This is a genomic window from Rhodococcus jostii RHA1 (assembly GCF_000014565.1).
In the GTDB taxonomy this organism is placed as follows: Bacteria; Actinomycetota; Actinomycetes; order Mycobacteriales; family Mycobacteriaceae; genus Rhodococcus_F; species Rhodococcus_F jostii_A.
The window spans coordinates 663,399-688,874 of the sequence record NC_008268.1; the positions used below are offsets into that span (position 1 = coordinate 663,399).

Below are 25,476 nucleotides of genomic sequence, written 5' to 3' on the forward strand. Positions count from 1 at the left end.
CCACCGGATGCGGTCCCCACGTTGCGCTGGTCAGACAGAGCGCACGTTCGTGGCCTGCGGGCCCTTCTGGCCCTGGCCGACCTCGAACTCCACACGCTGGTTCTCGTCGAGCGACTTGAAACCGCTGCCCGAGATTTCCGAGTAGTGCACGAAGACGTCCGGAGTTCCGTCGTCGGGTGCGATGAAACCGAAGCCCTTCTCACCGTTGAACCACTTCACAATGCCCTGCGCCATGCCCATACTCCCTAAATCTCGATCCGGACCCTCACATCGAGGTTCCGATCTCGATGACCTGATCCTGCCATCCTCGATGTAGTCGCGAAGAACCGGTCGCCTTCGGGTCGACGTTTTTGCATACACCGAGCGCGGTCAGCGGACCATCACCCAGCGCTAGTGTCCCGTCAGCCCGGACCTTTGCGTCCCACGAGGTGAAAGACGCGGCTGAGTTGACGGTAGGAGTCTCATCGGCTCCACGCCGCGGATCCGCACAAGCTCGCGGAGTTCCTCCACCGTGTCGGCTCGAGTCGGCACTCCCAGCACCCCGATCTCCCCCCCGGTGTCAAACGATGCCAGGGCGTCGTCCCACCGTTGTTCCAGGGCCGGGCGCACTGCCATCGCCTTCGCGTTGCCCGTCGTGATCGATACGACGCCACCGGCGCCAGTGCACCGGCACAGCTGGTCGACGAGCGGCTCCGGCTGCTCCAGGTACCCGAGCACGCCGTGACACAGCACGGCGGCGAACCGTTGACCATTCACCGCCTCGTCGGCGTTCTCGCCGTCGGCTACCACGAGCGTCACCCGTCGCTGGGTCTCACCAGGCAGTCGCTGGAGTCGCTGTCGAGCTTGTCCAGCATCACCGACGACGGGTCGGGCACCGTCACGTCGTAACCGGCTCGGGCCAGCGGAAACGATTGATTGCCCGCGCCGCCGCCGACGTCGAGCACTGTCGCTGGGGGCGCCGGCAAATGCTCCAACAGCTGCTGGTGCAGCACATAGATGCGCACGCGTCCCTTCACCGAGGCATACGCCTCATCGGCAAATTGGTCGGCCACACCGGCCCAGGTGTCATCGCCCACAGCCCCAAGATGGTGATTCGAACATCTCGACGATGGGCGGGACCTCGGGCCGTTGTCCACATTATCGATCGGATCGATTCGAGATCGGGTCAAACGATCCGCACTCTGCCCCGCTTCTGCTGTGTCTCGTCGCGCATGTGGTGCCGGCTCGACAGTCTTTTCAGAGAATCTGCACGATCTCAACGATTCACTTTCCATCGCCGTCCGGTGACAGTGTCTGTATGGAGCAGACTCGATGTTGCGCCGTCTCTCCGGCACCGGGCGACACCGCGCGCCAGTCTGTGACCGGCCCGCGACAACAACCGAACAGAACGGAAGAGACGACACCGATGACCGACAGCCCCCTCGATCTCACCTACGCCGCGGCCGAAGACCGCTACGAGAAGGTCCCGTACCACCGAACCGGAAACTCCGGACTCGATCTGCCCGCCTTCTCGTTCGGCCTGTGGCAGAAGTTCGGTAGCGACTACGCATTTGCGACTCAGCGGGAGATCATCCTCCACGCGTTCGACCTGGGCATTACCCACTTCGACAACGCCGACCGCTACGGCCCACCGCATCGCGCAGCCCAGAAGAACTTCGGCGCCGTGCTCGCCAAGGACCTCGCGCCTTATCGGGACGAACTCATCCTGTCGACCAAGGCAGGCAACCCGATCGGTCCGAGCCCGTATCTCAAAGGCGGCTCGCGCAAGTCGATCCTGACCTCGCTCGACCACAGTCTGCGCGACCTCGGCACCGACTACGTCGACATCTTCTACCACCACAGCCCCGACCTCAGCACGCCACTGGAGGAATCCGTCGGGGCTCTGGTCAGCGCGGTGGAGCAGGGCAAGGCGCTCTACGTCGGCATTTCCAACTACCTACCCGATCGCACACACGAAGCCGCCGAACTGCTACGCCAGGCCGGCGTTCCGCTGCTCATCCACCAGGCGCGTTACTCGATCTACGACCGTCGTCCCGAACAGAACGGCTTGCTGGACACCGCCCGGCAGGACGGATTCGGGCTGATCGTGTATTCACCCCTGGCGCAGGGTCTGCTGACGGACAAGTACCTGGAGACGATTCCCGAGCGCGCACGAGCACAGAACAGCGCGTTCTTGACGCCGGATGTGATCGACGAGACCTACCGGCAGCGCACGGCCGAGCTCAACAAGATTGCCGAGGCTCGTGGCCAGTCACTCGCACAGCTGGCACTGCAGTGGGTGCTGCGGCGGCAGGAGGTCACCTCGGCGCTGATCGGAGCGAGTTCGACCGAGCAGCTCGACCACAACATCGCGGCCCTGAACTTCCCGCCGCTCACCGACGAAGAACTCGCGCTTATCGAGGAGCACGGGGTGCACGGAACCGGACTCAGGCTCTGACAACCACTCACCCGCTCGCGCCGACAGCGCGGGCGGGTGACTGTCTCTGTTTGCACAAAGCTGTTGCGGGGAAGCGCAAGTAGGGCTCCCCCGGCTCATTCGCGCAGTAACGGCAGCAGTTGGTTGCCCTGGCGCTCGATCTCCGGCAGATACGGGGTGTCGGAGAGCACGAAATGGGTGATGCCGAGATCCTGGTACTTGCGCAGCGACTTCGCGACGTCCTCCGGGGAGCCGACGAGCCAGGTGGTGCCGGCGCCGCCGCCACCGACCTTCCCGGGTGCGGTGTACAGGTTGTCGTCGAGTACGTCGCCACGGGTTGCCAGGTCGAGGAGTCGCTGCTGTCCCACGGCGGTCTGGCGATGCGGGTTCTGTGGAGGCGCACCCTGATTCTTCGCCATCTCCGCGACCTTCGCCTCTGCCTCGGCCCAGGCCTGCTCGGTCGTGTCCCGGACGAAGGTGGTGATCCGCAGGCCGAACTCGAGCGGCGCATGCTCGCGGCCAAGTTCCTGACTCAGTGAGCGCAACCGCTCGATCCGCTCCTGCACACCCGCGAGCGGCTCACCCCAGAACAGCTGAACGTCGGCCTCGGTCGCCGCAACACGCTCGGCGGCTTCGGACGCGCCACCGAAGTAGAGCTTCGGGTGCGGTCGATCTTCGCGCGGCGAGATCCGGGGCAGCACCGTGGAATCGGTGACCTGGAAGTGCTCACCCCGGTAGGTGACGTTCTCCTCGGTCCACAGCTTGCGGACGAGCTGGAGGAACTCCTTCGTGCGGGCATAACGGTGCGCCTGGTCGCTCTCGTGTTCGCCGTACGCTCCGAGGTTGTCCTTCCCGGACACGATGTTGATCCGAACCCGGCCACCGGTCAGATGATCGAGAGTAGCGACGGCGGAAGCGAAGTGAGCCGGTCGCCAGTAGCCGGGCCGGATCGCGATGAGCGGCTCGAACGTCGCCGTCCTGGCCGCAAGGGCGGCGGCGACGGTGAGGGTGTCCGGCCGACCCCAACCGGTGCCGATCAAGGCCCCCTTCCAGCCGTGTTCCTCGAGGGCCTTCGCCTGCGTCGTGAGGGTATCCAGGCTGTTGTGGTCAACCGTGACGGCGTCGCCGCGGTGTCCCGGGGTGACCTGATTCGGTATGTACCAGAGGAATTCGAGACTCATGGTATGTGATTCCTGTTCGATGGTGGTGATCAGCGGGCGATCTCGGTTGGCTGAGACCGGCGAATCCTGCTGTCCCACCGATTCGGCGGAGAGTATGTCCGGACCGACCGTGTGCGCCGCTGTCATCGTGTTCTTTCCCTACTTTCCCCGAGAGATGCCTCAACGCCCGACCGGATCACGTGACCAGCATCCAGACCTCGCGAGACTAACCTCGATTGCGCCCGTTGGACGTCCATGCCTTGTGTCCTCCACGACGGGAAACAGGACCTGACGTGCGATAGTCCGTCACAACTGGAGATAGATTCCTCCAGATCGAAAAGATCCAGCGCACCTTGTAATTCAGCGATCACTTTTCCGGGGCCACTCCCGAGCGCTGGGACTGCGGTTGCGAGCAGAAGGCGGACCTCATCCCGATACAGCAGGGGCAGTGAGCAAAAATAGGGACACTCATTGGCGCCACCATGATTTCAACCCTCGCAGCCAGAGTGAAAATGGTGGAGCATCGACCACATCGCGGTTTCATCGACGGAGAATGTACATGCCTTCTGAACTAGCACTCTCGACACATCACGTACGTGAGGTGTCGTGGTTCGATCCCGATGCGGAGGCATTGCGAGCGGCCATGGCCGACGAAGTGGGGCCGCGATACTCCGACCGAGTATCGACTGCAGACCGCGCCGCCACCAATGCGGTTGACCCGACGTCCGTTTTCCTCACAGTGGTCGTGTACACCGCCGCGGGGGCTACCGACAATCGAGAATCGGTCGGTCACGCCGCGCTCAGGTGGAACGGCGACGACCTGGAGTTGAAACGGATGTTCGTCACAGTGGAACATCGCGGAACCGGAGTGTCCACAGCGTTGTTGAGCGCGGTCGAGGATGCCGCCAGGAAGGCGGGGCGCCCACGCCTGATTCTCCAGACAGGCGACCGGCAACCCGATGCGGTCAGGTTGTACGAGAAGAGTGGCTACTCACGGATTCCGATCTTCTCCCCATACGAGATCTTGCCCTTCTCGAATTGCTTCGAGAAGGTGTTCGATCAAGGGTGACGGATCACCGCACTTCACGCGACGGGCGAGGTGCGGACGACGTCGGCGTCGACCAACACTACGGCCCGCCCGTTCTCGGACACGACGACCGGCCCTCGATGCCCCGCGATTCGTCGCACCGCCACCGACAGCTCTTCGGTGACTCCCACGACGGGCAACGGCTGATCGACGTGCACGCCGATCGGGTCGTCATCCGGAGCGTCTGACAGCGCCGCGGCACTGACGGTCCCCTGGATCTCGGCGACCACGACCGGACCGGTGACCGGGCGCGCCAGCACGACGGGTAGGGCCGGGGTGTCCGCGAGCAACTCACGCGCCTCCGCGACCGTCGCGGTGGACGGCACGGCCCGGGGTGCGATACCCCGGCCGCCCAGTGCGTCACGCACAACGGGTCCGGTCGCTGCGTGGTAGAGCGGGAAGCCCAGCCGTCCCAGCCACTCGTTGTCGAAGTACTTCGACAGGTAGGCCCGGCCCGAGTCCGGGACGATCACGACCACGACGTCGTCCGGGCCGAGGGTCCGCGCGACCCGCAGGGCGGCGGCGACCGCGGTGCCGGCGGAACCTCCGACGAGGAGGCCTTCCTCCCGGGCGAGCCGGTGCAGCACCGTGAGCGCCTCGATGTCCGGGATCCGCTCGAGTCGGTCGACGACGTCCGGGTGATACGAATCCGGCCACTCGTCGTGCTCGGTCTGCGGGTGCAGGAAATGCCCCACGGATTCGATGTACCAGGCCCGTCCGTCTCCCCCGCCGTAGACGGAGGTCTCGGGGTCCGCGCCGATGATCTTTACGGCCCCGCCGGAGATCTTCGTCAGGAACTCCCCCGTCCCCGTGATGGTCCCACCGGTTCCGACACCGGCGACGAAATGAGTGACTCGGCCACGGGTCTGACGCCAGATCTCCGGTCCGGTCGTGGTGCGGTGCGCGTCGGGATTGGCCGGGTTGTCGTACTGGCCGGCGAGCCAGCCGCCGGGGATCTCCGCCGCGAGACGAGTGGCCACGTTGCGTACGAACTCGGGATGGTGGCTGGGCCTGCCGCCCGGTGTCACATGCACCTGCGCCCCGTGCGCCCGCAGCAATGCGATCTTCTCGACGCTCGTCTTGTCGGGGACCACGACTACGGAACGGTATCCCCGAGCGGCGGCGACCAATGTCAGCCCGACCCCGGTATTGCCCGACGTGCCCTCCACGACGGTGCCTCCGGGCAGGAGTTCCCCGGATTCCTCGGCCGCGTGGATCATGGCCAGGGCGGCGCGATCCTTCACACTTCCGCCGGGGTTGAGGAACTCGAGCTTGGCATACACCGTCGCGGAGATGCTTCCGGTTACCCGGTTCAACCGGACGAGGGGTGTGTTGCCGATGGCGTCGGTGATCGAGTCGTAGACTCCGAGGCTCGCAGCGTCGACTGTAGGGGGATCGAGGATGGTCATGCGTCTGCCTTTCGAGGCCGCCCGGGTGTCACTCGGTCAGCATCGCAAGAGCAGTCGTCGAACAACAGGATTCGCGTCACGCCGATCAGATCTTCAGTGGCTCACCACGAACGGCGCAGCGAGTTCACCCCGAAATCCTGGAGATTCGAATTCTTCTCGTGTGTTGCCGAATGGGCTGTAATTTGGGGCGACCGAGAGCGAAGGGGGTAGTCGAAAGATGTCGACACCGGTGACGACACTGCAACCTCACGACACCGAGTTGTGGCAGTGGCGATTGTCTGCGCGTTGCCATGAAGCGGACGCGGAGATCTTCTTCCCGGCGGACGCCGAACGCAGGAACGCTCGCTCCGAGCGCGAAGATCTCGCCAAGGAGTTCTGCCGCGGCTGCGCGGTGGTGGAGGAATGCCTCGAGTATGCCCTCCACACCGGCCAACAGCACGGCGTCTGGGGTGCGACGACACCGGGCGAACGGCTGGCACGACTCGGCCGGTGAACGAATGCCCGCGCCGGCATTCGCACACGAGCGGCTCGGCCCGAGCGTCCTCAGCGGAGGAGAAACTCGAAATATATTCGCGGCGAGTAGATTTGGTGTCCTTGATCGGATAGCCAGGTGCGTTGGGGTCGTCGCAGTCGTGGGAGAGACCGTGGTTGCCCGCTTGCTACGCACCGACCCTCAGGTCGTCTCGGTTTCGGCGGCCAGGGAGCGGAGGGCCTCGACCCGGGTGCCCACGACGTGTCGCCGCGCCAGTTCTTCCGCTCCGTCCGCGTCTCGAGCTCGGAGCGCCTGGTAGAGCTGCTCGTGCTCGCCGCACATGGTGTCGCCGTCGTCGCGGGTCGAGGTGAGGTGGAACAGCCGTCGCAGTCGCGCGTCGAGTGGCGCCATCAGATCTTGCAGCAGGGGGTTGTGGGATGCCTCGACGATCGTCCGGTGGAAGTCCGCGTTGAGCGCGACGACCTGGCGGGTCTTTCCGGTCTCCGCGGCGGCGCGGGAACGGGCCACGATGGCACGCAGGGCATCGAGTTCGTCGGCGGTGGCGTGCAGCGCTGCCAGCCGCGCCGCCAGCCCCTCGAGGCTCTCACGCACATCGAACAGGTGCTCGGCCGCGGCCGCGTCGAATTTCGCGACCACGGCGCCGCGTCGTGGTGCCACCGTCACGAATCCCTCGGATTCCAATCGCTGCAGCGCCTCGCGCAGTGGGATCCGTGACAGGCCGAACTCCTCGGAGAGTTCCCGCTCGACCAGCCGGAACCCGGCCGGATATCGGCCTTCGATGATGCGTTCGCGCAATTCGATGTAGGCGCGATCTCGCAGTGACTGATGGGTGCCCCCGATCGAGGCGGAGCGCTGCGCGGTGCGGCGGGTGGTCATTGCGCGACTCCAGGTTCGAGGGATGGGCCTGCTCGGTCGCAGACTCTCCCTCGCATCATTGCAGGCTTCGGTGATCTCTTCCGCACCCGGGTCATTTGGTATACCGTAGACCAAACTTCGTCCCGGACATTCGAAACAAACCAACTCTGACCTGCACATTGATACCCCTATGCCTACACCCGGAGACACACTGATGCATCACTCGATCGGCACCGTGCACGATCCCACCGCGCCCGACACCGCGACACCCACGGCGTTGGAAGACGTCACTCTTCCCTGCGGCCGACGCGCCGACGTCGTACTCCACGGCGATCGGATCGAATCCGTCGACGATCACCGGCCCGGCCACCACCGGCCCGGCGCCTATCGCCTCGGCGGCGCCCTACTACTCCCCGCGCTCGTCGACGGACACTGTCATCTGGACAAAACCCTGCTCGGCTCCCCGTGGCAGCCTCACCGAACCTCACCGACGCTGCGCGAACAGATCGCCACCGAGCGACTATCGCGCCGCAACACGCAGGCGCCGGCCACCGAACGCGCCGCAGCCCTCGCCCGGCGCATGGTGTCGCTCGGAACCGGGCACGTGCGCTCCCACGTCGACATCGACCCGGACGTGCAACTCACAGGACTGCACGCACTCCTCGCGGTGCGAGAACAGTTCCGCACGCGACTCGGTATCCAACTCGTCGCCTTTCCCCAGAGCGGGGTCGTCACCGCCCCGGGAGTGGCCGACCTCCTCGATGCCGCACTCGCCGACGGCGCCGACGTCATCGGAGGACTCGACCCCGCCGGATTCGACGGCGATGTCGACGGTCAGCTGAACGTCGTCTTCGGGCTCGCGGAGCGGCACGGCGCCGGTGTGGACATCCACCTCCACGACGGCGGTGAGGCAGGCGCCCACCAGCTACGCGAAATTGCCACGCGAACAAAAGCATTGGGTCTGGGCGGGAAGGTCACCGTCAGCCACGCCTATGCGCTCGGGCAACTCGACTACCACGACCTGGACCGGGTGGCCGAGGCGCTCGCCCGAGCCGGAGTCGCGATCATGACCAACGGCCCGAGCCGGTCGATGCCTCCGGTGCTCCGTCTGCGTGAGCACGGAGTCCGGGTCTTCGCCGGATCCGACAACATCCGTGACACCTGGTGGCCGTACGGGACCGCCGACATGCTCGAACGCGCAACCATCATCGGCCTGCAGGGCGAGCTGATGACCGACGACGACCTCCGGTACGCCGCCGCCCTCGCCACCGACGAGGCGGCAGCCGCACTCGGCCTGACCGATTACGGGCTGGCTCCCGGCAAACGCGCCGATGTGGTGGCCGTCGCCGCGGGCAGTGTCCCCGAAGCCGTTGCCTCCCATCCCGAACGACTTCTCGTCCTCCACGGGGGCCGGATCGTCGGCCCGACGCCACTCACCACCATCCGCATTCAGCCACCGACCTTCGAGGATTCCCGTGATCACTGACCGAAACGTCTCCCAAGCCGAGGCCCCCGCGCAGAAGACCGCCGACGGCCGGCTCGCCGCCGGTCGAATCGGTACGTTCGACCTCGTTTTCTTCGTTGTCGCCGCCGCTGCCCCGCTGACCGTGCTGGCGGGAGTCGCGCCCTTTGCGATCGGGATCGGAGGAGCCGGTGCCCCGCTCGCCTACCTGATCGCGGGTGCGCTGCTCACGCTGTTCGCGGCCGGCTTCACCGCGATGAGTCTCTATGTGCGCAACGCCGGCGCCTTCTACGCCTACGTCGCGCGGGGCCTCGGCCGCAGCCTCGGCGTCGGAATCGCATACATCGCCGTCATGTCTTACAACCTCATCACACCGGGGGTCGCCGCCGCCTTCGGCTACTTCGCGGCCGGGACTATCCGCAGTGCGACGGGCGCCGACGTCCCGTGGTGGGTGTTGTCGGGCGTCTGTGTTGCCGCCGTCGGTGTGCTCGGCTGGCTGAAGGTCACACTCAGCGCCAAGGTTCTCGGTGTCGCCCTGATCCTGGAGGTGGCGTCGCTGCTCGTCATGAATGCGGGCATCCTCGGCGAACGCGGGTTGGCCGCACTCGATGTGAAGTCCTTCGATCCGGGCACGCTCGCGACCGGAGGGGTGGCCGGGATGTTCGTTCTGGTGATCGGCGCATTCACCGGTTTCGAGGCGACGGCGATCTACGCGGAAGAGGCACGTGATCCGAAGCGGACGGTCCCGCGCGCCACCTACATTGCCGTCGGGTTCCTCGCACTGTTCTACGCCGGCGGGGTGTGGCTGATCATGGGCGCCTTCGGCACCGACACCGCGGTCGCGATGGCCGGTTCGGCGGCGGGGCCCGATCTCACCTTCGAGGCGGGTGGACTGTTCGTCGGTGCGTGGCTGGCCGACACCATGCACGCTCTCATCATCGTCAGCGCGTTCGCCGCGGCTCTGGCCTTCCACAATGCCGCCGCCCGTTACCTCTTCGCCCTCGGCCGGGAGGGGCTCCTGCCGCGGTTCCTGGGAAGGGTGTCTGCGCGCCACGGCTCACCGAGTGGCGCCGTGATCGCGCAGACCGGCTTCAGCGCGGTGATCGTCCTCGCCGGCGCTGCGTCCGCGGTGGATCCGTACTCGGTGGTGTTCTTGTGGACCAACAGCATCGGCGTCCTCGGCATCATGGCGATGCAGGCATTCGCCGCACTCGCGGTGTACGCCTTCTTCCGCCGCGACCGGCGGGGTCTGTCGGCGGCAAGAGTGGTGTGGGCGCCGCTGATCTCCTGTGCCGGACTCACAGTTCTCACCGTGCTCGCGATCGTGCACTTCGACCTGCTGACGGGACGCTCCGGGTTCGTCAACGTCCTTCTGCTCGCACCGTTGCCGATTGTCGCGGCGGCGGGCCTGTACGTCGCCCTGCGCATCCGCCGCAGCGATCCGGCACGCTACGCATCACTCACCAGCGTCGACGTGGAACGGGACCGAGAAACACGATGACCGTCGAAGACACCACCGTCACCGTCTTCCGCGACGTCCGCCCCTTCGGCGGCGCGGCGAGAGACCTGATCGCCGTGAACGGCATACTGGCACAGAGTATTCCCGACGGAGCCGCCGTCGACTACGTCGACGGCCTCGGGAAGACCGCCGTGCCGACCCTGGTCGACGCCCACATCCATCCGGACAAAACCGCGTGGGGCGAGCCGTGGTACAGCAGGCGGACCGCGCACGCGATCGAGGAACTCGTTGCCGGCGACGTCGAACTCCACCACGCCCAACCACCCGTCGCGGACCGAGCCCTCCGGCTGATGTCGCACGCCGCCACCCTCGGGACACGAGCGATGCGGGCGCACGTGGACGTTGCGCCCGCGTACGGGCTCGCCGGGGTGGAAGCGGTGGCCACCGCCCGGGATGCCCTGCGCCACGCGATGGACGTCCAGATCGTCGCATTCCCACAGCACGGTGTCGACCGGACCCCGGGCGCCGCGGGACTGCTCGAGGTGGCCGCCGAGAGCGGGCTGATCGACGTGATCGGTGGCATCGACCCCGCCGGTTTCGACCACACCCCCGGCGGAACGGGACGAGACCCCCGCCAACTCGACATCGTCTTCGGGATCGCCAAAAGACACGAATTGCCGATCGACATCCACCTCCACGACACCGGCGAGACGGGTGCCGCGACTCTCACCGACATCGCCCAGCGCACCAGAGCGGCCGGCTTGCAGGGCCGGGTCACGGTCAGCCACGCCTTCGCCGTAGCTGAATTGTCTTGCCACTCACTGGAGTCGACGGCGGACCTGCTGGCGGAGGCGGACATCGCACTGACGACGGCAGCGCTGTCCGCGACAACGGCATTGCCCTTCCGCCACCTGTCGCAGCGCGGTGTCCGAGTCGGGCTCGGGTCGGACGGCGTTCGCGACAACTGGAGCCCATTCGGTAACGCGGACATGCTGCACCGCGCGTGGCTGCTCGGCTGGGCACTCGACGCACGCCTCGACGCGGACCTCGAGGCGTGTTACACGCTCGCCGCCGACGGCGGTGCTGCCGTCATGGGGCTACCGCGGGCCGACCTGCAACCGGGTTCGCCTGCCGACTTCATGTTGCTGGACGGAGAATGCGTGCCGCAGATCGTCGTCGACGTCCCCCGTCGAGACACGGTGGTGCGGGCAGGCCGGGTCGTGGCTCGCGACGGCCTGCTCCTCTGAATCGTCCACGAGGGTTGGCGCCGGTCAGGACCGCAGGGGCGCTTGCAGCAGGGTCCGGTCATCGCCCGGGGCGCTCACTCCGAGCATCGTCGCATCCGACATCGGCAGCCCCACCGCCAACTGCATCGACATCGTCTTGTCGCCGCCGGCGATGAAACTGCCGGCATTCATGCGACTTCCGTCGGAGCGTTGGAGCCAGACGTTGTAGGTGCGGCCCTGCGGGAGTCCGGCGACGTCGAGGCTGATTCCGGTTCCCCACGCCCTGTTCTCCACCCGCGCGGAGGCATCCACACCTGCGGCGAGGACCGTGAAGGCCACCGGCTGCCCGGGCGGGGCCGTCGGGGTGCCCCCGCGCAGGAAGAACCCGCCGGCCACCAGGCCGACGGCGATCACGACGGCCGCGGCGGCGACCGCGATCCGGTGGTACGGCTTCCGCCCGCGTTCGCGGTCGACCGCCCCGAAGATCGCGTCGGGCAGCGTCGACGACGGCCGGGGTGCAGGTTCGGTGATCCGGTCCGGGTCCGCCGCCGACAGAGCAGCCGCCACCGGCGTCAGCAGACGCAACTCGGTGCGGCACCCCGGGCAGCCGTCCAGGTGGGCGCGAAGCGTGATCGTCTCGCTGTCGTCGAGGCGACCGAGCGCGTACATCCCCAGCATGGTGCGCATCTGCTGGCAGCGGTCAGTAATCACCATGCCACCCCATTTCTTCGAGTACGAGTCGGAGAGCCTTCAGCGCGTAGTACACACGACTGCGGACGGTGCCCACGGGAATGCCGAGCTGTGCGGCGACCTCGGCGGCGGGCCGGTCGCGCAGGTGAATCTCGACCAGGACGCAGCGGTGCTGATCGGACAGCCGCCGCAGCGCCTCCTCCATCTCGAGCCCCACCAGCAGTTGTTCGAGGGGACGCTCGGGTGCGGGCAGCTCGGGTGGTGCGGCGTCGGCCAGCTCGGGTCGGGCGGCACGAGCCCGGATCGCGTCGATCACCACGTTGCGGCAGATCGCATACAGCCAGGTCCGGAGCGTAGCGCGCCGCGGGTCGTACCGGTCCGCGCGCCGCCACGCCCGCAGAAACGTCTCCTGCACCGCCTCCTCCGCGCGGCCCCGGTCTCCGAGGGACCGGTAGGCGAGGGCGAACAGTTCCCTCCCGTGTTCGTCGTAGGCGGCCCGCAACACCGTCTCGTCATCCAAGCCGCCCTCGGACTGGCCCCCGCGTGTGCGCACGATACGAAGCCGCACCACTCACCTCCCGAAACACCGGATACGGCGTCGGCCCGCCCGACACCCACCGAGGAGTACGGGCGTGGGCGTCGCGGCGTTCATCTCGAATTCTGCCACTCGGGTGTGCGGAGGTGACTGCGGCCGCTGAACGTGGGTCGCCGACCATCCGTACTCCCCAGCGCCGAACGATCCGGCACACGGAACGAACGAATGGAGACCCACGACGATGCTGAAGAAGTCGATTCTTGCGGCGGCCGGCGCCGGCGCCACGATCGCGCTGATGTCGGCGTGCGGCGCCGCCACCGACGACGCCCAGCGCCCGATGCCGCCGTCAGCCTCCGCCGCCGGGCAGGTGGAACTCGGCACCCGGGACACCGCCCTCGGTACGGTGCTCACCGACGGAGACGGTTTCACGCTCTACCGATTCGACGAGGACACCCCGGGCACCATCCGGTGCACCGGCCCCTGCGCCGAGATCTGGCCTCCCACGCTCGGAGCACCCCAGCCCGACGCCACCCTCTCCGCCCGCGCGGGTGCCACGACGCGGCCGGACGGAACCGAGCAGATCACCTACGACGGCCACCCGCTGTACCGTTTCGCGAAAGACACCGCCCCCGGGCAGACGGGCGGCGACGGCGTCAAGGGAACCTGGCACGTGGTGACGGTCGACTCCGCCCATGGATGACGCCACCACACCCCCGGTTCAGGCGCCGCGCCCCGCGGTCAGTCGCCGCAGTGCGCTGCTCGGCCTGGCCGCGGTGGGCGCCATTGCGGCAGTGGACGTCGGCGGGTTCCTCTGCGCGGCGGGGACACTGGACGCCGACGCGCTGACCCCGGCACGGCTGACCGACCGGTTCGAGGAGGTCGCCGGGCATCACGACGGATTCCGGCGCAATCACGCCAAAGGAGTCGGCGCGACCGGATATTTCACCGCCACCGGCGCCGGGTCCATAGTCTCCACCGCCAGCGTTTTCCGGGCCGGACGCATCCCGGTGACCGGCCGGTTCTCACTCTCGGGTGGGAATCCGTCCACTCCGGATGCCGACGACACGGTCCGGGGGCTTGGGTTGGCGTTCGACCTCCCCGATGGCGAGCAGTGGCGCACCGCGATGATCAACACCCCGGTGTTCCCCGACCGGACACCCGACGGCTTCTACGAGCGGTTGCTCGCCTCGAAAACGGACCCGGCCACCGGCAAACCCGATCCGGATCGCATGGCGGCGTTTCTGTCCCGCCATCCCGAGACCGCGGCGGCGATGAACTTCATCCGACAGCATCCACCGACCTCCGGGTTCGACAACAGCACCTTCTACGGTCTCAACGCCTTCCATTGCACCAACGACGCCGGAGTCATGGTTCCGGTTCGGTGGACACTGGTCCCCGAGCAACCGGCCCGCTCCCCCGGCCTCCCGCCGCTGGGGCGCGACCATCTCTTCGACACACTCACCGCGGCAGTCTCGCGTGCGACGTTGCGGTGGCGGATGCTGCTCACCATCGGCCAGCCGGGCGATCGGACCGACGACGCCACCCGGCCGTGGCCGCCGACCCGGCAGGTCCTCGACGTCGGCACAGTGACCATCGAGGCGGTCCGGACCGAAGCGCCGCACAACGCGCGGGACCTCAACTTCGATCCGCTCATCCTCCCCACGGGTATCGCACCCTCGGACGATCCCCTGCTCAGCGCCCGCTCCGCGGTCTACACCGAATCGTTCACCCGCCGGTCCGGGGAGCCCGAACCGCCGGCCCCCGTCGACGTGGATGGGGTGCGCGATGACCGCTGACCCGACCGCCCGCCCGCTCCGGTTCGCGCCGACCGTCCGGTTGCTGCACTGGGCGATGGCGGTCATGGTGATTGCACAACTGCTCGTCGGCGCCGTCATGGTGACGACACTCGACCACTACCATCTGCTGCGCGCGGTGCACGTCCCGTTGGGCGCCGCGATCCTCCTCCTGGTCATCGTCCGCATCGGCAACCGGCTGGTGTGCCGCACGCCCGCACCACCCGCCACCATGGGACCGGTCGAGCGCCGGGTCGCAACCGCGTCGGAGTACCTGCTGTACGGGCTGCTCGTGATCCAGCCACTCACCGGGTGGGCCATGCTCTCGGCCGGTGGCAACCCGATCACCCTTTACCAGCATCTGCACCTGCCCACCCTGCTTGCACCCGATCCCACCGTCTACGCGGTACTGAGGCGGGCTCACACCGCATTCGCCTACCTGCTGTTCTTCACCTTCACCGCACACATGACCGCCGTCCTCTTCCATGTACTGGTCCTGACGGACAGGCTCCTCGACCGGATGGCGCCCTGGCGCACTCGCCGAGAGTCTTCGCCTACCGCTTCCCGACCGGCACCGGCGCGGATCGTCGATGACGTTGCTGCAGAGCAGGATTGAGAATAGTGGAGACCGCCACGATCGTGGACTCAGCTGTCGCGCGGCCTGCCGCGGCCGCGGAGGTCGCACCATCGCGCGGACGTCCGCGGGTGGGTTGACCGCCGGAAGATACGGGACTTGCCCCAGACAGGGGTTCGGCCGGGAATGCTCTCACATTCTCGGCCGGATCTCTGCTTCTCGAGTGTTTCACCGTTGCCGATTACTCTCTCGATCCGCAACTTTCAATGTACGCGCGAATGGCGGCCCACCGCAATGGCACGTTTCTGCCGTTCGTCGCCGCGAGCGGGACCGTGGGTTACTTGACCGCCGTCAGGTACGTGGACCGCTCCGACAGATCGACAAGTTCTTCGGGGAGATCCGGAACCGGCCGGCCGTAGGCAGCCGCCAACTCGAGCGAAGTGGACCGCCGCACCGACCAGCCGTGCCCGGTCAACCACTGCACCGGATCGGCCCGCTCGTCACCGTAGAACAGTTCGGCGATGTCGATGTCGCCGAACGGATTCTCGGCGAAATACTTCGCCCTGATGGCGTCGAAGCGTTGCATATCGGTTCCCTCCGCGAAGTTGTCCACGGCAACGTGGCTACCCGGGCTGGAAAGCTCGTCGATCCGCTCGAACAGCGCATCGTGCGCTGCGCCGGGGAGGTAAGCCAGCAGCCCCTCCACCGACCACGCGGTCGGCTTACCGGGGTCGAAGCCTGCGGCTTCGAGGGCGGCAGGCCAGTCGTCTCGAAGATCGACGGCCACCGGGCGACGATCAGCCTTCGCCGTAGCCCCATGATCGGCGAGGACCTCCGCTTTGAATTCCAGCACCTGTGGTTGATCGACCTCGAAGACCGTCGTACCGGTCGGCCAGTCCAAGCGATACGCCCGGGCGTCCAACCCGGCCGCGAGGATCACCGCCTGCGAAACCCCCGCGCCCGTGGCTGACGAGAAGAACTCATCAAAGAATCTGGTCCGAGAACCCATGAAGCCCGAGAACCGCATGTCCCCGAGCAACGACGGGTCGGCCAACAGCCCGGTGAAATGCGGTTCACCCGCCGCTTCGACGAACCACCGCGCGTAGTCGTCCTGAATCAACGCGTCGGGGCGCACTGTCTCCAACGCCCGAAATGTCGCCACTCCCAACGCGGTCAGGCCCACGCTACTGACGATGTCCCAACTGTCTCCATCGGTTCGCATCGCTGAAATACCTTCCCGATCTCATCGCAATTCGGAGCCGACGACCGAGCAGCGCAAACCGGCGACGAGGCCGGAGAAGTTCGGTAAGGCCTCACCGAAATCCGGGCCCAGCGTGATCGACCGAACCCGCGCAATTCTACGCTCGGGGCATCGCAATCAGCCGGAGCCGATTCGCCTACCTCGCGCCCGCTCGGTCACATTCCCACTCACCGCCGAGGTGACCAGGCCGAGTGGCACGGGACCGAACATGTGGTGTACAACATAGTCGGCCACGATGTGAACCAGATCACAACCGTGACCGTGAGGCACACATATCGGTAACCGACGAAAGCAGGACACATGGCGACAACCTCGATTGCCCCGACGACTCCCACCGGACGGCAGACGCCCCGGCGCAGCGGCACCATGAGCACCGCGGAGATCAAGTCGAGGATCGAGGCCATGTTCGCCGACGACCGCAGGCCCACCCGCCCCGCGGTCACGAACTGACGAAGCTCGCCGCCGCGGACGAGGACTCTCTAGCGGATCAGTTGAATCGCTCGATGGAAATTGACGATTGGCGTGTTCGAGACCGTCAGTTCCGATGGTTCACCTGGAGATTTCGACAATTTCAGGAATGGGGCCTCGTCTTCGCTCGAACACAGATGGAAGAGGCTCCCGCACGTCGTCCGTAGTGTTCGGAATCATGGTCGAGAACGTCGCATCGGTGCACATCAACGGACCGTCAGACCCTCGCCGGCTAGGTCAGCGTGTCGAACACTCGAACAGGGTTTCCGCAGGGTGCACGGGCCGTAACCGGCGAGCTCGACTGATGCTCATCCAATCAGTTCCTTGATGAGCGGCTTGATCGGTGCCTCCGGTGTGTTCCTGGGAAGCGTCTACGTAGATCTCACACTATCTACCACTTGCGTGGCGGGCGTGGGAGATGGACGTGTGTCACGGCTACCCGCATCACCGTGCGGCGGTACGGGTTTGACCGTGTCCCACACCGACGCTTGTGGTGCAGGAACATGCTGTTTCGGAGTCACCCCCATCCGCTGTGGTGCGATCGGCAGGCTGTGGCGGACCCGGCGGTGTCGCGGCCGACGCGGTGTGGGACTTTTCTTGTGGCGGCACTGGCGCACCGGCGCGTGCTCGGCGACCCGGATCGCGGGCAACTGCCCACGCCGGGGGGTGACGTTGTTCTTGCCGAGGAGCGCGCGTTTGGCCAGGTTCACCCCGGCGATGTGGTCGCGGTTGCCGCCGACCTTGCAGCGAGTACACCACGCGTCGTGGTAGCCGCCGGGGCGTGCAAGTGGTTCGTCGCAGCCCGGACACAATGCGGACGATCCTCGGGCGGGCACCGAGACCACGGTGATGCCGACCTCCGCGGCGGTGTGGGCGAGGGCGACCACGGCTTGGCGGCGGGCGGACTGCGCGGCCCGGTTGTTGTTGACGTGTCCGTGTCCGCGGGTCTCGAGGGTGGTGAGATCTTCCACCGCGATCAGCTGTGCCTGGGCGTCGACGGCGTAGTCGGTGGCCTGGCGGGCGAAGTGGAACGCCAGTTCCCGGTTGATCTTCCCCCGCTTGGCACCCACCGCGGTGCGGTGCTCGTCGAGGACGGCGATCTTCGCCTCCAGCTCGGCGCGGACCTCCGGTGGGGCGGTGGCGGCCAGCCGTGTCAAGCGAGCAGCTTTGCGGTGCAGCATCTGCCCTTCGGTCTGTAGGCGGGCCAGCTTCGCCCCGAGGCCGCGGTCGTCGTACGTGAAACCCCGATAGTCCGAGACCAGACCATCCGGGGTTTCGGTGGCGACGGCAGCAGCACCGAGTGTGGACGGGGACCAGTCCACGCCCACCGCCGTCGTTCCCGATCTCATATCCGCGACGGGGACTGCTTCGTTGGCAGCGCACCGCAACAGCAGACCTCGGTGGTCGAGATGAAGGGTCGGGAGATGCCACTCGCTGATCGGCCGCGCGTGCAGGTGCGGTGGGATCGCGGCGGTCACCCGGACTCGTCGCCACTGCGCGCGTCCTTCCGGGGCGGGAGTGGTGGGTAGTGTGACGGTCAACGTCATGACGGCGTCGGTGACGGTGATGTGTGCGAGTTGTCGATCCGCTGCGGAAAGCCGAGCCATCGCCGAGGTCTGGGGTGGTGCTTGCACGTCGGTGATCCGCAGGCGCTCCGCGGCCACGCCGGCGGTGCGGTGTGAGCGCGCGGTGAGCTGCCGCACCACACCTCGGGCGTATCCGCACGGGACGTACTCCGCAGCAGTAGTGGGTGCGGCGATGCGGCCGGTGGCCGGGTCGAACCGGGCCGACAGTGCGGTGATCGCGGTGTCTCGGTATGCCAGAGCCCGCAAAGTGCCTACTGCCTGCGCGGTCACCACCCGCGTGACACGCGACGGGACGTAGACACCGTCCGGGTAGTGCGGGGTCCAGCCGAGACGCGCAGCAGCGACATGACCTTGCATCGGGAGTTTTCGGCCTCGGCTGTCACATCCGGCGACCAGGACATCGAAGGTGGCCGGTTGCCACAGCCGCGACAGCAGGTGAGCTTCGGCGCCCGAGATCAGGTCGAGCATCCACCCGACACGAACGTCGAGGTCGTCGAGCCCGATCGGCGCACCGGTCGCGTCATCGACAGCCAGGTAGGGGCGGGTGGTGAACGAGAACTGCCGCAGCGCAGTGAATCCGGTATCGGCCATCAGCTAGTCCCTCTCCCATCGTGCTGCCGCATCGCCGAAGAAGTCGACGTTGACTCTGCATCGACCGCAACTGGTAGAAACGGCCGGAAACTAAGCGAGCACTGTCATGAAGTCATCCATCAGCTCCTCCACCAGCGACTTGTCCCCATGCTCACGCAGGACCTCGACCTTAACCCCGAGCACCGACAGGTAACGCTCGATCCACGCCACCGCCAAACCGCGCCAACCGATCCCGCCACACCACTCGCCCCACCGTAAAGTGACCCCTGACTGCGTCGTCGAGCATCCGATTCAGTCCCGCTCGGGTCTCCCGCACACCTGAACCACGATCCTCGGAGATCGACGTCCGGGGAGCCGGCACTTCCCCACGCCATGCGCTGTACCTGATGGAACCCAAGCTGGGACTGAGCCCGTACCACGACGCGATACGCATCGCCGGCGTATTCGAACTACCTGCCCGCGACGAACGGGTCCCCGAGCGACGGATCCGACGCCTCGTGGACCGGGTACACCCGTACTTGGCAGGATGGACCCCCGACACGAAGGTCGAAATTCGGTCCGGTAGAGCCGGATTACGACCCGCCACACCCGACAGCTTGCCGTTCATCGGCCCGGTTCCCGGTCACCGCGGCCTCTACCTTGCCGCCGGCCACGGCATGTTGGGTGTCACGCTGGCACCTGCCACAGCTGAGGGGATCGCCGACATGGTTACCACCCGTCGAATCCTGGAAGCGATGCTTCCTTTCCAGTTGGCAGGACGCATCTGATGACAGAATCAGGTGCACCACGGTTCGTTGCGGACGCTGATCCCGCCCGGGACGCACGGATGACCGTAGGGATCGCGAGGGGGAGGACGTATTCGAATGCGACGCGTCGTACGGGCCTTCTGGGGGCCGCGGCCGGAGCCGGTCGAAACGCTGGCAGGACGGTGGCGGCAGACGTTGGAGCACGTCACGGAACTGCTGCCGGCGGCCGCGCCACCGGTGCGAGGCGAGTGGCGGCAGGTTCACACGTCGGGACCGGACACCACCTGTTCGCCGGACGACCTGACAGCGGCACTCCTGGACGCGCAGCGCGCTGAAGCGTGGTCGGATCTGACGGGAACCGGATTGCGGCTGATACACACCGGTGCGGACGGGTGGGCGGTCGAATTGTCCGGCGTGGCGGGTGGTGTCCCGCAGTTTCTCCTGCAGTCGCTGGTGATGGCGGTCGACGCGCCCGAAGGCACCGTCGTCCCCGAATCCGAATTACTCGCAATGCTTGCGTCGGTGTGGGAACCGGACTTCGGTGACGTGAGCGACGACGACATTCTCGATGCCCTCGAAGACGACGCCGGGTTCACCGTCGGCGATCCTGTCGTCGGCCGGTTCGGCTATCTGTCCGCGGCCCGCGCCGTCCTGGTACCCGACGGCCCGGAGGCGGTCCGTCAGGACACGCTGGACGGCGGCGTGCTTCTGCACATTGCAGCACCGGGCGACATCGACACGATCTTTCGCGTGTACGGCCGACTACGGGACGCCGGCGCACTCGCGCCACTCCCACGGCCGCTGGACCGGCCGACACTGTGACGAGGTGCGCCGCGAGCGCTGTGCACGACACGCCCGGATACCGCAACTACCAGCCCCAGACCCCGGGTTCGGACGAGACCCGAAAAAACTCTTCGGGCGGCATGTCGAGAAATCCCGACCGGCTCCGTCTCCACAATGAACGCGACCACAATGGGCCGCACCACCACCGAGGAGAAACACAATGGCCAAGTATCTTCTGCTCAAGCACTACCGCGGCGCCCCGGCTGCGGTCAACGACGTGCCGATGGACCAGTGGACGCCGGAGGAGATCTCGGCCCACATCCAGTACATGCAAGACTTCGCGGACCGACTCGAAGGCAGCGGCGAGTTCGTCGACGGTCAAGCGCTCGCCCCCGACGGAATGTTCGTCCGCTACGACGGCGAGGGTCGCCCACCGGTCACCGACGGCCCCTTCGCCGAGACCAAGGACCTCATCGCCGGCTGGATGATGATCGACGTCGACAGCTACGAACGCGCCATCGAGCTGGCAGGAGAGCTCTCCGCTGCTCCAGGGGCGGGAGGGAAACCGATCCATGAGTGGCTCGAAGTACGCCCTTTCCTCACCGAGCCGCCCACCATCGCTGACTGACCCCCTCCTCCGGCCAGTACCCCGAAGGTGCTCGCCGATCCTCGGCCGCCGCGGACTCCACCCCACGGCGGCCGAGGCGGTGCGAGACGGAACCGCACCCCGCAACCGACGCATGAGATGTTCTTCTATTCATCGAGCCTCTCGGAGGCAGAAAGGTGGTGGCTCGCTACGCGAGTCCAGGTGCCCGATGACGGACAAGACCGACTTCAAGAAGACCCTCGCCGCCTACCAGGCACCACGCGGCGAGTTCCGGATCGTGGATGTGCCCGACCTGCAATACCTCATGATCGACGGTCACGGCGACCCCAACACCTCACCGGCATTCAGCGACGCCGTCGAAGCTCTCTACCCCCTCGCGTACAAGCTGAAATTCGCCAGCAAGCGCGACCTCGGCCGCGACTATGTCGTCCCTCCGCTCGAGGGGTTGTGGTGGGCAGACGACATGGACTCCTTCACCACGGTGCGGGACAAGTCGCGATGGGACTGGACGATGATGATCATGACCCCGAACTGGGTCGACCAGGCCATGTTCACCACCGCTGTCGACCAGGTCGGTGCCAAGAACCGCCCGGTACGCCTCGACGACGTCCGACTCGCGGATCTGAGCGAAGGGCGGTGTGTGCAGACACTGCACGCCGGCTCCTTCGACGACGAAGCATCCGTGCTCGCACAACTGCACGACGATTTCATCCCGAGCAACGGACTATGTGTGTCCGGCAAGCACCACGAGATCTACCTCAACGACTTCCGCAGGATCGCGCCCGAGAAGCAGCGCACCATCCTCAGACAACCAATCACCACCCGCGCCGCCTCCGGCGCCTGACAACCACCACGCCTGACAACCATCAGCACGTGACGCACTTCCGGCATACTCCGCTTTGTCAGTGCAGTAACCCCGACGCGTGCAGCCCCGTCCGCAACGCCTCGTACTCGCCGTCGTCGAGGGCAAGGAGCGGGGACCGCACGATTCTGTTCTGGAGCACACCGAGCAACTGCAGTGCCCCCTTGACCGTCGTCGCGCCGTAATTGGGGACACCCATGACCGCACGCAACGCCGGCTGCAGGCGGGCATTGATCTCCCGTGCGGTTTCGACGTCCCCCGACACGAAGGCGTCGATCATCGTGCGGATCTCGTCGCCTGCCACGTGCCCGAGAACAGAGACAACCCCGCAGGCCCCATACGCCAGGAACCCCAGGGTGAGGCTGTCGTCTCCCGAGTAGACCGCATAGCCCAATTCGCGCAACATGATCGCCTGAGTGGGGTCTCCAGCGGCATCCTTCACCGCCACCACGGACGGCCATTCCGCCATCGTCTCGAACGTCGACGGCGCCAGCTTGGTACCGGCCCGGCTGGGAATGTCGTAGACCATGACAGGAGCATCGACTGCCTCCACTACATACCGAAAGTGCTGCAGTACACCGCCCTGGCTCGGTTTGTTGTAGTACGGCGTCACCAGCAGCAGCCCGTCAGCACCGTGCATGACAGCCTGCCTCGCCAATTCCAGCGTGTGCCGCGTGTCGTTCGTTCCCACCCCGGCAACGATCTTCGCGCGGTCGCCCACCGCATCCTTGACCACTTGCAAGATCCGACCGTCCTCGGCGGTGGTAGTCGTGGCCGCCTCACCGGTCGTCCCCGAGACCACAAGGCCGTCGTGCCCATGATCGACCAGATGTACGGCGATCCGAGCAGTCGCCTCCTCATCGATCTCGCCATCCACGGTGAACGCCGTAGCCATCGCTGTAAGAACGCGCCCGAACGGAGCCACCGGCGCTGACGAATCGGTCATCGCCCTAGTGTATGCGCGACGAACGCGCGTCAACCCAGACCAGATCTCCCCCGGTCATTCACCGGGAGGGACTCGGCGTTCGAGTAGCTCAGCCAACTCGGCAATGGTGACCTCGACGGTGCCGAACAGGGGGTCACCATCCCTGGCGGCACGGGCGACAGCCCGGCCCAGACGTTCTGTGAGGTCGGCGTGCAGCTGATCGGTCATGACTGACCAGTCTCCAGGAAACCCGCACGGGGTAACCCAGTAATGCGTCCCGCAGTCCGTCCCAATTTCAAGACCGCCGGAGTGTCTTCGAATTGTGCAGAGCCCATGAGCCATTCAAGACCGGCATCACGTCCCCTGCGGGATCGGAGACCGACGGCGGTGACCGTCAACAGCATCGAAGTCCCCCGGTTCAACAAAACTCGCGGAAACAATGCCAATCGGTCGGTTTCTCCTGCAGGATGCACACATCACTACTCATTGCCCTGACGAATAGGACACCGCATGCCCATGATCGCCCGTACCACCCTCCTTGCCGTGGCCACCATCCCACTGGCAGTCGCAGCGGCCGCGCCGGCATCAGCGGCCGAAACCACCGACGTCACCTTCGCCTTCACCGTTGACGGATCGACCGTCACCAACACCATCACCAACAGCAGCGGCACCACCATCGGCTGCGGAACTTCCCTCGCACCGGCACCAGACGGCGTGCTGCCGCCCCTTCGCGACGTCCTCAGCGCCGGTCAATCACTGTACGAGACAGGCGAGATTCAACCGGGGACGACGACCCAGTCGGTGATCGACGTTCCGGACGGCTCCTACGTCGCACTGGCCTCTTGCTCGCGCACCGATACCGACCCGGCCATGTGGATCTCCGACTTCCCCGGAATCGAGGACTACCTGGCACAATGGCCCGGCACGGAGTTCATCGTGCAACAAGCGTCCACGGTCGTCACCGTTGCCGGCGAGGATCCCGCACCCCCTGCCGCCGGCGACACCCTCAACCTCGACGACCTCGGCACCATCTTCGGCAGCTAACCCCCATCAGCACAACACAACACACCCGAACGCGGAGCAGACGGGGACGGGGCCGCCCGGGAACCTGCCACCTCTCCACACATTCACCGATCCAGTGAACCCACTCCCATCCGTCACGAGTGATCAATTATGTTCGAGAGATTTTCCGATCAAGCCCGCCAAGTGGTCGTCCTCGCCGCCGACATCGCCCGCGCACACCACCACGACTCCCTCGGCACCGAACACCTACTCGCCGGGATCCTCGATGGCGGCGGCCCCGCAGCGGCAGCACTGACCGCCTGGGGTGTCACCGCACCGGCTATCCGCGGCAAACTCGACACCGCCAGGACCGGCACCCGCTCAGATCCTCACCGACCTCTCACCCATCAGCATCAGCGAGATGCGTGAGCACCTACAGCACGAACTTGCCCAGCAACCCACGCTGGGCCCGCCCACCGCATCCCCATCCGGTTCAGACGACGAGTACACCCGCGCCCACCCCGCCGGCCAGAACCTCGAAACCTGGATTCACGACCGCATCATGGACGCCCTCAACCAATCCGACTAGCAGCTTCGGTGGAGGGCGAAGAACCGCGCCACCGACGTAGCCATCGGCAGGAACGCTATCGCCACCTGCGGTGACAAGCGCGCAAGCCAATACTCGGCGCGCCCCTCACGAAGATCCGTCGATCTACTTCCCGTGGCCGCACTCCGTGAAGCGAGATGACCCATCGCACGGTTGAGGTCTGCGACGCCGGGTATCCACCGGTCATGACCACCGAGCATCCGCCGCGCCGGTGTTCCCCACGGGCGGAGGAGTACCCCACCGTTCGGATAGTCGCGGCCCGCGAAGCCCAGCTGATGCGGACGCTGGGGCGGGCCGTGAACATCCTCTCGACCGCCCACGGGGCGTTCGCGGTCGGCGGGGACTGCGCCGTCTACGCCCGCGGCGGACCGCCGGCCGAGCACCAGGTGACCATCATCGCCTCGGACAATCACCTGACTGAGGCGAGGACCGCGTTGGCTGCGGGTGGGATGCGGTCCATCGTTTCATCCCGACTCGGGTCACGGCAGGTCGTCGGCGGTGACCTCCGGGTCATCCTGCTGTATCCGGCCTCTCCCACCGGGACCGGGGAGGGACTCCTCGAACGGGCCGAGACGATGCGGATCGGGCAGATCTGGGCACCGGTCCTCAGCGGAACCGATCTCATGATCGACAAACTCCGTCATCTCGGTTCCCATCGGTGCGATTTCGTGCCGATGCTGCCCGTCGCCCGCGCATTGCGCGAGCAGGTCGACTGGCCCACCGTGGCGGGGGCCACTGCCGACCTCCCCTGTGCCCGAGCATTTTTGGGGCTGCTCGACGACCTGGCGGTCACAGGGTCGCTGGAGGGGCGGCCCTGACCCACAAGGGCCAGGGCCCTGCCCCGCACCAGTGTTCGACCCGTGCACAGTTCCCGAACCG

Annotated in this window: 30 protein-coding genes; 18 read left to right on the top strand and 12 right to left on the bottom strand. The window is 66.5% G+C overall.

From position 1 onward, the window contains the following. Positions 1-30: 30 nt before the first annotated feature. The 3 genes from RHA1_RS02860 to RHA1_RS51550 form a co-directional block, all read right to left on the bottom strand. The gene (locus RHA1_RS02860) at positions 31-234 is read right to left on the bottom strand and encodes a cold-shock protein (protein WP_005242781.1); all 204 of its coding nucleotides are present in this window, start codon (positions 232-234) and stop codon (positions 31-33) included. A 156-nt stretch (positions 235-390) separates the two neighbouring features. Beyond that, positions 391-798 (bottom strand): class I SAM-dependent methyltransferase, encoded by a 408-nt coding sequence (locus RHA1_RS51545; protein ID WP_011593846.1) that lies wholly within the window; start codon positions 796-798, stop codon positions 391-393. Further along, entirely contained in the window at positions 795-1,076 is a 282-nt protein-coding gene (locus RHA1_RS51550) for a class I SAM-dependent methyltransferase (protein ID WP_237723886.1), read from the bottom strand. The genes RHA1_RS51545 and RHA1_RS51550 overlap by 4 nt, the downstream gene beginning before the upstream one ends. A 329-nt stretch (positions 1,077-1,405) precedes the next feature. Between RHA1_RS51550 and RHA1_RS02875 the strand changes: the two genes are divergently transcribed. Then, complete coding sequence (locus RHA1_RS02875; RefSeq protein ID WP_041810984.1) at positions 1,406-2,437, top strand: aldo/keto reductase; 1,032 nt, start codon at positions 1,406-1,408, stop codon at positions 2,435-2,437. 95 nt (positions 2,438-2,532) lie between these two features. Here RHA1_RS02875 and RHA1_RS02880 read toward each other — a convergent pair whose 3' ends face one another. Beyond that, positions 2,533-3,597, bottom strand: a complete 1,065-nt coding sequence (locus tag RHA1_RS02880; protein WP_011593849.1) for an LLM class flavin-dependent oxidoreductase — start codon at positions 3,595-3,597, stop codon at positions 2,533-2,535. Between the two features lie 538 nt (positions 3,598-4,135). Here RHA1_RS02880 and RHA1_RS02885 point away from each other — a divergent pair. Beyond that, positions 4,136-4,645, top strand: a complete 510-nt coding sequence (locus RHA1_RS02885) for a GNAT family N-acetyltransferase (protein WP_011593850.1) — start codon at positions 4,136-4,138, stop codon at positions 4,643-4,645. A gap of 14 nt (positions 4,646-4,659) precedes the next feature. Here RHA1_RS02885 and RHA1_RS02890 read toward each other — a convergent pair whose 3' ends face one another. Next, positions 4,660-6,072, bottom strand: a complete 1,413-nt coding sequence (locus RHA1_RS02890; protein WP_011593851.1) for a PLP-dependent cysteine synthase family protein — start codon at positions 6,070-6,072, stop codon at positions 4,660-4,662. A 229-nt stretch (positions 6,073-6,301) separates the two neighbouring features. Between RHA1_RS02890 and RHA1_RS02895 the strand changes: the two genes are divergently transcribed. Further along, positions 6,302-6,565: a WhiB family transcriptional regulator gene (locus RHA1_RS02895; RefSeq protein WP_272942749.1), complete on the top strand. Its 264-nt coding sequence runs from the start codon at positions 6,302-6,304 to the stop codon at positions 6,563-6,565. Positions 6,566-6,745: 180 nt separating this feature from the next. On the opposite strand, the gene RHA1_RS02900 is transcribed toward RHA1_RS02895, so the two are convergent. Next, positions 6,746-7,441, bottom strand: coding sequence for a GntR family transcriptional regulator (locus RHA1_RS02900; RefSeq protein WP_016880841.1), 696 nt, complete (start codon positions 7,439-7,441; stop codon positions 6,746-6,748). Positions 7,442-7,634: 193 nt separating this feature from the next. Here RHA1_RS02900 and RHA1_RS02905 point away from each other — a divergent pair, with 193 nt between their 5' ends. From RHA1_RS02905 to RHA1_RS02915, 3 genes are read left to right on the top strand one after another with little or no spacing between them, the layout of a single operon-like run. Continuing rightward, the gene (locus RHA1_RS02905) at positions 7,635-8,906 is read left to right on the top strand and encodes an amidohydrolase family protein (RefSeq protein WP_011593853.1); all 1,272 of its coding nucleotides are present in this window, start codon (positions 7,635-7,637) and stop codon (positions 8,904-8,906) included. Continuing rightward, complete coding sequence (locus RHA1_RS02910; RefSeq protein ID WP_011593854.1) at positions 8,896-10,383, top strand: APC family permease; 1,488 nt, start codon at positions 8,896-8,898, stop codon at positions 10,381-10,383. Before RHA1_RS02905 ends, RHA1_RS02910 begins: the two co-directional genes overlap by 11 nt. Further along, positions 10,380-11,588 carry an amidohydrolase family protein gene (locus RHA1_RS02915; protein WP_011593855.1) on the top strand — a complete coding sequence of 403 codons (1,209 nt, stop codon included), beginning with the start codon at positions 10,380-10,382 and terminating at the stop codon, positions 11,586-11,588. The genes RHA1_RS02910 and RHA1_RS02915 overlap by 4 nt, the downstream gene beginning before the upstream one ends. Before the next feature lie 24 nt (positions 11,589-11,612). Here RHA1_RS02915 and RHA1_RS02920 read toward each other — a convergent pair whose 3' ends face one another. Further along, a complete protein-coding gene (locus RHA1_RS02920) occupies positions 11,613-12,281 on the bottom strand; it encodes a zf-HC2 domain-containing protein (RefSeq protein WP_011593856.1) in 669 nt (222 codons plus the stop codon). After that, on the bottom strand, positions 12,268-12,825 hold the full coding sequence (locus RHA1_RS02925; protein WP_193384919.1) for a sigma-70 family RNA polymerase sigma factor: 558 nt from the start codon (positions 12,823-12,825) through the stop codon (positions 12,268-12,270). The genes RHA1_RS02920 and RHA1_RS02925 overlap by 14 nt, the downstream gene beginning before the upstream one ends. Positions 12,826-13,033: 208 nt before the next feature. Here RHA1_RS02925 and RHA1_RS02930 point away from each other — a divergent pair, with 208 nt between their 5' ends. From RHA1_RS02930 to RHA1_RS02940, 3 genes are read left to right on the top strand one after another with little or no spacing between them, the layout of a single operon-like run. Beyond that, the gene (locus tag RHA1_RS02930; RefSeq protein ID WP_011593858.1) at positions 13,034-13,492 is read left to right on the top strand and encodes a COG4315 family predicted lipoprotein; all 459 of its coding nucleotides are present in this window, start codon (positions 13,034-13,036) and stop codon (positions 13,490-13,492) included. Then, complete coding sequence (locus tag RHA1_RS02935) at positions 13,485-14,588, top strand: catalase family peroxidase (protein ID WP_011593859.1); 1,104 nt, start codon at positions 13,485-13,487, stop codon at positions 14,586-14,588. The genes RHA1_RS02930 and RHA1_RS02935 overlap by 8 nt, the downstream gene beginning before the upstream one ends. Next, positions 14,578-15,201 (top strand): cytochrome b, encoded by a 624-nt coding sequence (locus RHA1_RS02940; protein WP_011593860.1) that lies wholly within the window; start codon positions 14,578-14,580, stop codon positions 15,199-15,201. The genes RHA1_RS02935 and RHA1_RS02940 overlap by 11 nt, the downstream gene beginning before the upstream one ends. Positions 15,202-15,496: 295 nt before the next feature. Here RHA1_RS02940 and RHA1_RS02945 read toward each other — a convergent pair whose 3' ends face one another. Further along, a complete protein-coding gene (locus tag RHA1_RS02945; protein WP_041810991.1) occupies positions 15,497-16,381 on the bottom strand; it encodes a class I SAM-dependent methyltransferase in 885 nt (294 codons plus the stop codon). A 339-nt stretch (positions 16,382-16,720) separates the two neighbouring features. Here RHA1_RS02945 and RHA1_RS50310 point away from each other — a divergent pair, with 339 nt between their 5' ends. Continuing rightward, positions 16,721-16,870 carry a hypothetical protein gene (locus RHA1_RS50310; protein ID WP_009473232.1) on the top strand — a complete coding sequence of 50 codons (150 nt, stop codon included), beginning with the start codon at positions 16,721-16,723 and terminating at the stop codon, positions 16,868-16,870. 389 nt (positions 16,871-17,259) lie between these two features. Here RHA1_RS50310 and RHA1_RS02950 read toward each other — a convergent pair whose 3' ends face one another. Next, a complete protein-coding gene (locus RHA1_RS02950; protein WP_011593863.1) occupies positions 17,260-19,065 on the bottom strand; it encodes a zinc ribbon domain-containing protein in 1,806 nt (601 codons plus the stop codon). A gap of 386 nt (positions 19,066-19,451) precedes the next feature. Between RHA1_RS02950 and RHA1_RS02955 the strand changes: the two genes are divergently transcribed. The 4 genes from RHA1_RS02955 (at position 19,452) to RHA1_RS02970 (ending at position 22,045) form a co-directional block, all read left to right on the top strand. Then, complete coding sequence (locus RHA1_RS02955) at positions 19,452-19,832, top strand: NAD(P)/FAD-dependent oxidoreductase (RefSeq protein WP_011593864.1); 381 nt, start codon at positions 19,452-19,454, stop codon at positions 19,830-19,832. A gap of 96 nt (positions 19,833-19,928) precedes the next feature. Continuing rightward, positions 19,929-20,633, top strand: coding sequence for a hypothetical protein (locus RHA1_RS02960; RefSeq protein WP_011593865.1), 705 nt, complete (start codon positions 19,929-19,931; stop codon positions 20,631-20,633). 181 nt (positions 20,634-20,814) lie between these two features. Further along, complete coding sequence (locus tag RHA1_RS02965) at positions 20,815-21,222, top strand: YciI family protein (protein WP_009473239.1); 408 nt, start codon at positions 20,815-20,817, stop codon at positions 21,220-21,222. A gap of 187 nt (positions 21,223-21,409) precedes the next feature. Next, a complete protein-coding gene (locus RHA1_RS02970) occupies positions 21,410-22,045 on the top strand; it encodes a GyrI-like domain-containing protein (protein ID WP_011593866.1) in 636 nt (211 codons plus the stop codon). A 58-nt stretch (positions 22,046-22,103) separates the two neighbouring features. On the opposite strand, the gene dapA is transcribed toward RHA1_RS02970, so the two are convergent. After that, a complete protein-coding gene (gene dapA / locus RHA1_RS02975) occupies positions 22,104-23,009 on the bottom strand; it encodes a 4-hydroxy-tetrahydrodipicolinate synthase (RefSeq protein WP_009473241.1) in 906 nt (301 codons plus the stop codon). Positions 23,010-23,063: 54 nt separating this feature from the next. Beyond that, the gene (locus RHA1_RS50315; RefSeq protein ID WP_016880827.1) at positions 23,064-23,216 is read right to left on the bottom strand and encodes a hypothetical protein; all 153 of its coding nucleotides are present in this window, start codon (positions 23,214-23,216) and stop codon (positions 23,064-23,066) included. Positions 23,217-23,498: 282 nt separating this feature from the next. Here RHA1_RS50315 and RHA1_RS02980 point away from each other — a divergent pair, with 282 nt between their 5' ends. From RHA1_RS02980 to RHA1_RS02990, 4 genes are all read left to right on the top strand, one after another. Continuing rightward, positions 23,499-24,032, top strand: a complete 534-nt coding sequence (locus tag RHA1_RS02980; RefSeq protein WP_011593869.1) for a hypothetical protein — start codon at positions 23,499-23,501, stop codon at positions 24,030-24,032. Positions 24,033-24,161: 129 nt separating this feature from the next. Then, positions 24,162-24,419: a Clp protease N-terminal domain-containing protein gene (locus tag RHA1_RS51555; protein ID WP_011593870.1), complete on the top strand. Its 258-nt coding sequence runs from the start codon at positions 24,162-24,164 to the stop codon at positions 24,417-24,419. After that, positions 24,412-24,579: a hypothetical protein gene (locus RHA1_RS51560; protein WP_016880825.1), complete on the top strand. Its 168-nt coding sequence runs from the start codon at positions 24,412-24,414 to the stop codon at positions 24,577-24,579. The genes RHA1_RS51555 and RHA1_RS51560 overlap by 8 nt, the downstream gene beginning before the upstream one ends. Before the next feature lie 203 nt (positions 24,580-24,782). Beyond that, positions 24,783-25,415, top strand: coding sequence for a hypothetical protein (locus RHA1_RS02990; RefSeq protein ID WP_011593871.1), 633 nt, complete (start codon positions 24,783-24,785; stop codon positions 25,413-25,415). The last annotated feature ends 61 nt before the right edge of the window (positions 25,416-25,476 follow it).

What these genes read in the sequence shown, in the direction of transcription:
- RHA1_RS02860 (WP_005242781.1), bottom strand. Translation starts at nt 234, where the DNA reads ATGGCGCAGGGCATTGTGAAGTGGTTCAACGGTGAGAAGGGCTTCGGT.
- RHA1_RS02875 (WP_041810984.1), top strand. Translation starts at nt 1,406, where the DNA reads ATGACCGACAGCCCCCTCGATCTCACCTACGCCGCGGCCGAAGACCGC.
- RHA1_RS02880 (WP_011593849.1), bottom strand. Translation starts at nt 3,597, where the DNA reads ATGAGTCTCGAATTCCTCTGGTACATACCGAATCAGGTCACCCCGGGA.
- RHA1_RS02885 (WP_011593850.1), top strand. Translation starts at nt 4,136, where the DNA reads ATGCCTTCTGAACTAGCACTCTCGACACATCACGTACGTGAGGTGTCG.
- RHA1_RS02890 (WP_011593851.1), bottom strand. Translation starts at nt 6,072, where the DNA reads ATGACCATCCTCGATCCCCCTACAGTCGACGCTGCGAGCCTCGGAGTC.
- RHA1_RS02900 (WP_016880841.1), bottom strand. Translation starts at nt 7,441, where the DNA reads ATGACCACCCGCCGCACCGCGCAGCGCTCCGCCTCGATCGGGGGCACC.
- RHA1_RS02905 (WP_011593853.1), top strand. Translation starts at nt 7,635, where the DNA reads ATGCATCACTCGATCGGCACCGTGCACGATCCCACCGCGCCCGACACC.
- RHA1_RS02915 (WP_011593855.1), top strand. Translation starts at nt 10,380, where the DNA reads ATGACCGTCGAAGACACCACCGTCACCGTCTTCCGCGACGTCCGCCCC.
- RHA1_RS02920 (WP_011593856.1), bottom strand. Translation starts at nt 12,281, where the DNA reads ATGGTGATTACTGACCGCTGCCAGCAGATGCGCACCATGCTGGGGATG.
- RHA1_RS02930 (WP_011593858.1), top strand. Translation starts at nt 13,034, where the DNA reads ATGCTGAAGAAGTCGATTCTTGCGGCGGCCGGCGCCGGCGCCACGATC.
- RHA1_RS02935 (WP_011593859.1), top strand. Translation starts at nt 13,485, where the DNA reads ATGGATGACGCCACCACACCCCCGGTTCAGGCGCCGCGCCCCGCGGTC.
- RHA1_RS02940 (WP_011593860.1), top strand. Translation starts at nt 14,578, where the DNA reads ATGACCGCTGACCCGACCGCCCGCCCGCTCCGGTTCGCGCCGACCGTC.
- RHA1_RS02945 (WP_041810991.1), bottom strand. Translation starts at nt 16,381, where the DNA reads ATGCGAACCGATGGAGACAGTTGGGACATCGTCAGTAGCGTGGGCCTG.
- RHA1_RS50310 (WP_009473232.1), top strand. Translation starts at nt 16,721, where the DNA reads ATGGCGACAACCTCGATTGCCCCGACGACTCCCACCGGACGGCAGACG.
- RHA1_RS02950 (WP_011593863.1), bottom strand. Translation starts at nt 19,065, where the DNA reads ATGGCCGATACCGGATTCACTGCGCTGCGGCAGTTCTCGTTCACCACC.
- RHA1_RS02955 (WP_011593864.1), top strand. Translation starts at nt 19,452, where the DNA reads ATGGAACCCAAGCTGGGACTGAGCCCGTACCACGACGCGATACGCATC.
- RHA1_RS02960 (WP_011593865.1), top strand. Translation starts at nt 19,929, where the DNA reads ATGCGACGCGTCGTACGGGCCTTCTGGGGGCCGCGGCCGGAGCCGGTC.
- RHA1_RS02965 (WP_009473239.1), top strand. Translation starts at nt 20,815, where the DNA reads ATGGCCAAGTATCTTCTGCTCAAGCACTACCGCGGCGCCCCGGCTGCG.
- RHA1_RS02970 (WP_011593866.1), top strand. Translation starts at nt 21,410, where the DNA reads ATGACGGACAAGACCGACTTCAAGAAGACCCTCGCCGCCTACCAGGCA.
- dapA (WP_009473241.1), bottom strand. Translation starts at nt 23,009, where the DNA reads ATGACCGATTCGTCAGCGCCGGTGGCTCCGTTCGGGCGCGTTCTTACA.
- RHA1_RS50315 (WP_016880827.1), bottom strand. Translation starts at nt 23,216, where the DNA reads ATGACCGATCAGCTGCACGCCGACCTCACAGAACGTCTGGGCCGGGCT.
- RHA1_RS02980 (WP_011593869.1), top strand. Translation starts at nt 23,499, where the DNA reads ATGCCCATGATCGCCCGTACCACCCTCCTTGCCGTGGCCACCATCCCA.
- RHA1_RS51555 (WP_011593870.1), top strand. Translation starts at nt 24,162, where the DNA reads ATGTTCGAGAGATTTTCCGATCAAGCCCGCCAAGTGGTCGTCCTCGCC.
- RHA1_RS51560 (WP_016880825.1), top strand. Translation starts at nt 24,412, where the DNA reads ATGCGTGAGCACCTACAGCACGAACTTGCCCAGCAACCCACGCTGGGC.
- RHA1_RS02990 (WP_011593871.1), top strand. Translation starts at nt 24,783, where the DNA reads ATGACCACCGAGCATCCGCCGCGCCGGTGTTCCCCACGGGCGGAGGAG.